The sequence below is a fragment of the Niastella sp. genome (genome assembly GCF_045805085.1).
GTDB lineage: Bacteria > Bacteroidota > Bacteroidia > Chitinophagales > Chitinophagaceae > Niastella.
Genome location: NZ_JBJMLX010000463.1, coordinates 1 through 4,667, shown reverse-complemented (window position 1 = coordinate 4,667; position 4,667 = coordinate 1). Strand labels below are relative to the sequence as shown.

The 4,667-nt window shown below is 50.2% G+C and carries 1 protein-coding gene; it reads left to right on the top strand.

From position 1 onward, the window contains the following. The coding region (locus ACJ751_RS24375) for a beta strand repeat-containing protein (protein ID WP_407748140.1) at positions 1-4,667 on the top strand (4,667 nt) is incomplete at both ends.

The window sequence follows — 4,667 nt, the reverse complement described above, 5'->3', positions numbered from 1 at the left end:
ATTTGATGAAGGTCATGGTAACACCTCTACCGCCTATCAGAATGTGTTCATACATGATTTAACCGCTCCTGTAGCGCCCACCCTGGCTGATGTAACCGGTGAATGTACCGCTACGGCCACCGCCCCAACTACAACTGATAATTGTGCGGGTACGATCACTGGTACTACTACCGATCCATTGACTTACTCCACCCAGGGTACGCACGTAATTCATTGGACATTTGACGATGGCAACGGCAATACGTCTACAGCCAATCAGAATGTGGTTATTCATGATGTAACCGCTCCTGTAGCGCCCACACTGGCTGATGTAACCGGCGAGTGCACCGCTACCGCTACGGCCCCAACAACAACAGACAATTGTTCGGGAACTATCACCGGTACCACTACTGATCCATTGACCTATACTTCAGGCACCCATGTGATCCATTGGAGCTTTGACGATGGTCATGGCAATATCTCTACAGCTAATCAGAATGTGGTTATACATGATGTAACCGCTCCTGTAGCGCCCACACTGGCTGATGTAACCGGCGAATGTACCGCTACGGCCACCGCCCCAACAACAACCGATAATTGTGCGGGTACTATCACCGGTACTACCACCGATCCATTGACCTATTCAACCCAGGGCACCCATGTGATCCATTGGACATTTGATGACGGTCATGGTAACACCTCAACCGCCGATCAGAATGTGGTCATACATGATGTAACCGCTCCTGTAGCGCCCACCCTGGCTGATGTAACCGGTGAATGTACAGCTACTGCGACAGCGCCTACTACAACGGACAATTGTTCCGGAACCATTACCGGTACCACTACGGATCCATTGACCTATACTTCAGGCACGCATGTGATCCATTGGACATTTGATGATGGACATGGCAATACTTCAACCGCCAATCAGAATGTGGTTATTCATGATGTAACCGCTCCTGTAGCGCCTACACTGGCTGATGTAACCGGCGAATGTACCGCTACCGCTACAGCGCCAACTACAACGGATAATTGTGCGGGTACGATCACTGGCACTACCACCGATCCATTGACTTACTCCACCCAGGGCACACACGTGATCCATTGGAGTTTTGACGATGGTCATGGCAATATTTCTACTGCCAATCAGAATGTGGTCATACATGATGTAACCGCTCCGGTAGCGCCCACACTGGCTGATGTAACCGGGGAATGTACCGCTACCGCTACGGCGCCCACTACAACTGATAATTGTTCAGGCACCATTACCGGCACCACTACGGATCCATTGACCTATACTTCAGGCTCCCATGTGATCCATTGGAGCTTTAACGATGGCAATAGCAATATCTCTACAGCCAATCAGAATGTAATTATACATGATGTAACGCCACCGGTGGCTCCGGTACTGGCTGATGTAACTGGCGAATGTACAGCTACTGCTACAGCGCCCACTACAACGGATAATTGTGCGGGTACAGTTACCGGTACTACTACCGATCCAGTGACCTATACTTCAGGCACTCACGTGATCCATTGGAGCTTTAATGATGGTCATGGCAATATTTCAACAGCCAACCAGAATGTGGTTATCCAGGATGTAACTGCTCCTGTAACGCCCACACTAGGTGATGTAACCGGCGAATGTACGGCTACCGCTACAGCGCCCACTACAACGGATAATTGTGCGGGCACGATCACTGGTACTACCGCCGACCCATTGACCTACACAACCCAGGGCACACACGTGATCCATTGGACATTTGACGATGGCAATGGCAATACTTCTACTGCCAATCAAAATGTGATTATCCATGATGTAACCGCTCCTGTAACGCCTACACTGGCTGATGTAACCGGCGAATGTACAGCTACCGCCACCGCCCCAACAACAACTGATAATTGTGCTGGTACGATCACTGGTACAACTACCGATCCATTGACCTACTCAACCCAGGGTACGCATGTGATCCATTGGAGCTTTGATGATGGGCATGGTAATACATCTTCAGCTACACAGAATGTTATTATCCATGATCTATCCGGACCAACCATAACAACCGCCGCCGGATCATTGAATACAACACTGGAATGTGATGATGCCGCTGGTCTTGCAGCAGCATTGACCCTGGCGCCGGCAGCCATAGATAATTGCAGTGGTTCTACTACGATCCACCTTGTAACTGATGTCACTACAGCAGATCCCACATGCCCACATGGGTATGTACGGGTGCGTACGTGGAACTTTACAGATGGGCAGAATAATACGAGCCCGAATTTTGCACAGACCATAACCGTGCAGGACCATACACCACCATTCGTGATACAAATGCCTGCAGATGTTACAGTAGATGCCGATGCCAATTGTCAGGCTACCGGTGTAAACCTGGGCATTCTTTCTGCACAGGATAATTGCAGCAATGCGGTTATCATCACCAATGACCATCCAGGCATTTACCCGATAGGCACAACCATTGTAACCTGGACAATAAAGGATTCCTGTAACAACTCAATTACCCGGCAACAAACCGTAAGAGTAATAGATCATACCAACCCGGTGATCAGCAATTGTCCTAATGACATCACCGTATTTACGGGTGCAGGCGCGCTCACCTGTTCAAAAGGCGTGAGCTGGACACCGCCATCTGCTTCGGATAATTGCGGCAGCATAGCCTCCTTTACTTCCAACTATACACCAGGAGCAGTATTCCCGGTAGGAACTACCCTGGTGACCTATGTGGCAACCGATGCAAGCACCAACAGCAGCACCTGTTCATTCAATGTGAACGTTGTTGACAATACGCCTCCGGTGATCAGTAATTGCCCGGGCAATATTGTTACCTGTAACCCATCGGTAACCTGGACAGCACCTACAGCTACTGATAATTGCGGGGTGAATTCCTTTACCAACGATGCACCTGCCACCTTTACAGCTCCTGTAACAACAGTGACTTATACGGCGAAAGATGCAGCCGGGAATACAACCACCTGCAGCTTTACAGTAACGCTGAATCCAACCCCAACTGCGCTTGCGGCCAGCAACAGCCCGGTATGCGCCGGCAATACCCTGAGCCTGAGCGCCGGTGGCGGAGCCTCCTATTCATGGAGTGGCCCCAATGGTTTCAGTTCAAATTTGCAGAATCCCTCCATTGCTTTTGCTACTACAGCAGCAAGCGGAACCTATACAGTAACTGTATCAAACTCGTTTGGCTGTTCAGCAACAACTACAACCAATGTTGTGGTTAACACAGGAGTAACTGCAACGGCATCGAGCAACAGCCCTGTTTGTTCGGGCAGTACGCTGACCCTTATTGCAAGCGGTGGCGTATCTTATTCCTGGACAGGTCCGAATGGATATGTGTCATTACAGCAAAATCCCATTATTAATAATGCTACCACTACAGCAAGCGGCATATATACAGTAACGGTGACTAACGCATCTGGTTGTACAGCACAGGCATTTGTAAGCGCTACGGTTAGTGCAGGTATTAACGCGCTTGCTACCAATAATGGGCCGGTTTGCGAAGGAGCATCATTGAGCTTGAGCGCAGCTGGTGGGTCCTCTTATTCATGGAGCGGACCGAATGGATTCTCTTCCACCCAACAAAACCCATCCATACCAACTGCAACGTTGGCAGCCAGTGGCACTTATACAGTTACAGTAAGCGGTGGCGGCGGTTGTTCAGCAACAACTTCCACTAATGTAACGGTGAATACAGTACCAACTCCATTAGCTGCCAGCAATAGTCCTGTATGCCAGGGCGGTGCGCTGAGCCTGAGCGCTGGTGGCGGAACCTCCTATACATGGAGTGGCCCGAATGGATTCAGTTCCTTCCAGCAGAACCCTGTCATTTCCAACGTAACCCCGGCGGCTTCAGGGTTCTATACTGTAACAGTGACCAATGCCTCCGGATGTTCGGCAACAACAACTATCCAGGCGGCCATTAATGCAGTCACACCGGCTACAGCTGCCAGCAATAGTCCTGTTTGTACAGGAAATCCATTGAACCTGTTTGCCAGCGCGGGAGCAACCTACTCATGGAGTGGCCCCAACGGATTCAGTTCACTGCAACAGAACCCGACCATATCAGCGACCTCTTCAGCAGGTGGAATATATACGGTTACAGTGACCAACGCCAACGGTTGTTCATCCACGGCATCTACCAATGTGGTAATAGGCACTTCACCAGTTGCCAATGCATCCTCCAACAGTCCTGTATGCACAGGAGGCAACCTGAACCTGAGCGCCAGTGGTGGTATATCGTATAGCTGGAGCGGACCGAATGGATTCAGTTCACCGCAACAAAACCCGGTCATTGCCAATGCAACAGCATCAGCCGGTGGCGCCTATACAATAACCGTGACCAATGCAGCCGGCTGTTCGGCATCAACTACAATAAATGTAACGGTAAATGGGGCCGTATCTGCTGGTGCATCGAGCAACAGCCCTGTTTGTACAGGAAATACGTTGAACCTGTTTGCCAGCGGCGGTGTATCGTATGTCTGGAACGGACCGAATGGATTCTCTTCAACCCAACAGAACCCGGTAATTGCCAATACCACTGGTGCAGCCAGCGGTACTTATACGGTAACAGTGACCACCGCAACCGGATGTATATCAACGACCACAACAGACGTAACAGTGAATGCAGCTCCGGCAGCCAATGCATCGAGCAACACACCTGTTT